4 protein-coding genes and 2 pseudogenes are annotated in these 3005 nt (G+C 66.0%); all 6 read right to left on the bottom strand.

The window, feature by feature from the left end; translation table 11 throughout:
- Nucleotides 1–69 precede the first annotated feature (69 nt).
- The 6 genes and pseudogenes from F3T56_RS49200 to F3T56_RS45665 all read right to left on the bottom strand — a co-directional run bounded on the left by F3T56_RS49200 (nucleotide 70) and on the right by F3T56_RS45665 (nucleotide 2908).
- Nucleotides 70–546 (bottom strand): hypothetical protein, encoded by a 477-nt coding sequence (locus F3T56_RS49200; protein WP_246204905.1) that lies wholly within the window; start codon nucleotides 544–546, stop codon nucleotides 70–72.
- A 67-nt stretch (nucleotides 547–613) separates the two neighbouring features.
- Nucleotides 614–943 (bottom strand): annotated as a pseudogene (locus tag F3T56_RS49195) (radical SAM protein); the annotation flags it as partial.
- A complete protein-coding gene (locus tag F3T56_RS49605; RefSeq protein ID WP_281291998.1) occupies nucleotides 924–1052 on the bottom strand; it encodes a hypothetical protein in 129 nt (42 codons plus the stop codon). The pseudogene F3T56_RS49195 and the gene F3T56_RS49605, both read right to left, overlap by 20 nt.
- 362 nt (nucleotides 1053–1414) lie before the next feature.
- Nucleotides 1415–1633: pseudogene (locus F3T56_RS45675) on the bottom strand (ParA family protein); the annotation flags it as partial.
- Nucleotides 1630–2211 carry an FxsC protein gene (gene fsxC, locus F3T56_RS45670; protein ID WP_246204903.1) on the bottom strand — a complete coding sequence of 194 codons (582 nt, stop codon included), beginning with the start codon at nucleotides 2209–2211 and terminating at the stop codon, nucleotides 1630–1632. The gene fsxC and the pseudogene F3T56_RS45675, both read right to left, overlap by 4 nt.
- Nucleotides 2099–2908 carry a TIR-like protein FxsC gene (locus tag F3T56_RS45665; RefSeq protein ID WP_149831344.1) on the bottom strand — a complete coding sequence of 270 codons (810 nt, stop codon included), beginning with the start codon at nucleotides 2906–2908 and terminating at the stop codon, nucleotides 2099–2101. Before F3T56_RS45665 ends, fsxC begins: the two co-directional genes overlap by 113 nt.
- Nucleotides 2909–3005 lie beyond the last annotated feature (97 nt).

The following is a 3005-nucleotide window of genomic DNA, read 5'->3' as shown; positions in this document are numbered from 1 at the left end:
CACCCAACACCGTACGGGGCATTCGGCTGAGCATGAGCCCTGGCAACAGGACTCACTCCCGCTCAGTCTTTAGGAACAGTGCATGAGGACGTCGTCGAGGCTGTTGCGAAAGACGTCGAACCCGGTCTCCGGCGCGCCTGCATAAGCGACCTTGAGTGAGTCGGACTGTTCGATGGAGCCGTCGGTCTCGATGACGGCCAGTGTCGCCGGAGCCAGACCGACGGACTCGGTGCGTACGGAGCCGCCGAGGACACCCACCATCAGTTCTTCGAAGAGCCGGATGCCCGTCTCTCGCACGGGGGCGTCGTACCAGCGGTCGAAGACCCGCCGCAGCCAGTCGGCGTACGGCGTCTCACCTCGGTAAGCCATCACCCCATCGACGGTGACCGGCGCAGCGGTGGGGAGCCGGTGTCGTCGGTCCCCGAGCTCCGGGGGCGGTGTGTCCCAGGTGCCGTGCGGGAGCAGGAGGTCGACGCGAGGGGGACGTGCGGCCAGGAGCGCCTCGTAGGTGTCGACGGGGTCGTTGGCCAGGTCGATCGTGCACACACGCCACCGCGTGCCGATGGAGCACGTCCAGGATGTCGGGGGTGAGGAGTACGCCGTTGGTCTGCATCGAGAAACGGACGGGTACCGCCGTCTTCGCCAACCCCCGGCGGAGAACGGCGAGCAGTTCCTCCAGTCGCCCGGCCCCGAGAAGCAGCGGCTCGCCGCCGTGCAGCACGATCCGGACGTCGGGCAGATCATGGGCCGCGGTGTGCTCGGCAATGCGGTGAGCGACCTGCACGGCGACGGTCGCTTCCATCATGCGTGGCTTGTCACGCCAGCTGGTGTCGGCGGAGTGGTAGACGTAGCAGTAACCGCAGTCCAGGTTGCAGCGGCTGTGCACTTTGAGGATGAACTGCCGTAAGAACGTGGGAGATGGGTCAGTGGGCAGCGAGGTCATCAGGTCGGGCTTCGAAGTCGATCGACGATTCGAACTCGGCGAGGTACGTGACATTCGGGTTCGCCAACTCCTGTGCGAGGCGGCGTAGTGCGTGGTCGAGGGCTGACACGGCTCTCCTTGGAGTCAGAACTCAAACGAATCGTCCGCATCGCAGAACGTCCGTGAGCGGAAGATGCCAGCGGACAAGAAGAAAACGGTAGGAAAACATATGAAGCACCACAGAATGCCTCACCACACCAGGCGAGCCTCACGGTTCGGGTCACGAAGTGTAGATGCAGAACGGTGTCTCGATGTCCGCGTCCAGTCGAATCCCGCTCTTCACTGACTCGTAGATCGGGTGGTCAATGCCCAAAGTACGGGCAGCGAACTGCAAGGCATTGTTGTGGTGCTCATCCGCCTCCTCATTCACACCTGCCTCTGCGAGATCGACTGAGAGATTGGAACGCAAGGCGATGACGTCGTAGTGGTCGGCCCGTCGGTGTCGCGCAGTTCGGGGTCGGTGAGCAGCGGGTGGAAGTAGCTGTGCAGGCCGGGGGCCTCCACGTCCCAGTCGACGGCCAGGACGCGCTTGCCCCGGCTGGCCAGGATCCATGCCACGTTCGCCAGGGCCATCGTCCGGCCGACGCCACCCTTGAACGAATAGAAGGTGACGACCTGGCCTCGGCCGTCCGGTTCGCTGGAGCTGCTCATCCGGTCTCCTGGGCAGTCGTGATCGGCGGGTCACAGACGGGCATCGACTCGGGCGGCGCGCCCGGCGGCAGGCGCCGGACATGGCCGTTTGCGGCGATCCGGTTCTGGGCCACATACACGGCCCGGGCCAGCATGTCGTCGAATTCGTGTTGGTCGACGGGCGCCCAGAACACCGGGGCACGGGGGTCGTTGCGGCGCAGCCAGTTCCGCTTGAAGACCTCTCTGACCGCCTTCCACAGGGCCGCGTTGTGCGTACCCGACTCCATGTCGTGTTCGTGGCAGGGCACGAGGACCGCGGCCGTCGGGTGGTACAGCTCGTCGTACCTGACGAGCGGTCCTCGGTAGGGCGCCTCGCGCGCCGACCAGGCGTCCACGAGCAGGACACACGCCTGGTTGAGGTGGCGGGCCCGGTTGAGCTTGCGGATCAACTGCGGACTCACCGCCTCCACGCTCGCGGTGTGTCCCTCACCGCTGAGGACCCGCTTGGCTCGCTCCACCACGGTCGGGTCGCGCGGCGGGCTGTACGGTGCCCACAACCACGGGGCTTCCCCGTAGTACGTGGTGTGTGAACGCCCCACCGGGAGCTTCGACTCGGTGCAGGCCGCGACGAAGATCCGGACGTGGCCGGTGAGTTCCGGTGCGTCGTCGAGGGGGGAAGCAGCCCTGGACCTTCGACAGGTCGAAGGCCGGAGGCTTGTCGACGGGCAGGTTGAACGGGTCCGCGGCCCTGCGCACTCGTTCGGCCAGCTCCGCCACGACGTGCCGGTAAGCGGGCCCGCCGGGGTCGGACCGCATCAGTTGCAGCAGCCCGTGCCTGAGATACTCCTCCCCCAGTCCCGCTTCGCCGTACTGGATGGCCCTGACCTCGGCGGGCATCTCGCGCTGCGAGACGGGTTCCCAGATCACCGGGACCAGTGCGCGCGGCTGTACGAAGGTCAGTTGGCGGTAACGCTCCACCCGCGCGGCGAAGTGGGTCCACTCCCTGCCGCAGTACTCGCTGCGGAAGTAGGCCGGAGAGTAGAGCGCGACGATGGCCCGGCACGAGCCCACCGCACGGCTCAGTTCAATAGGCCAGTCGTCGCCTTCCATGATGTTCTCGACGTCATGGAAGGCGGGCTGTCGGGCCGATCCCTTCACCGGCGGTGCGAGGGCTTGCAGCAGGTCGTTGTAGAACCGCCCCACGTAAGTCGCCCGGTCGTCCCGCCTGGCGTAACTGAGAAAGAAATACGGCTGGTTCGACGTGCCCCCCACCATGCCACGCCGCACAAATGGCATGGGGGTCCTACCCTGCTGCCATCGCTCTCCAGGGCGATTTCAAAGTCGCAGTGGTAGCAGAAAGTTGCAGGTCACGGTGGTGTGACGCCTGCTGGCC

This window comes from Streptomyces tailanensis (genome assembly GCF_008386495.1).
Lineage (GTDB): Bacteria > Actinomycetota > Actinomycetes > Streptomycetales > Streptomycetaceae > Streptomyces > Streptomyces tailanensis.
This window is presented reverse-complemented; position numbering and strand designations above follow the sequence as displayed.

Excerpts from the sequence above, each read along its gene's own strand:
- F3T56_RS45665 (WP_149831344.1), bottom strand. The coding sequence starts at position 2,908 with ATGCCATTTGTGCGGCGTGGCATGGTGGGGGGCACGTCGAACCAGCCG.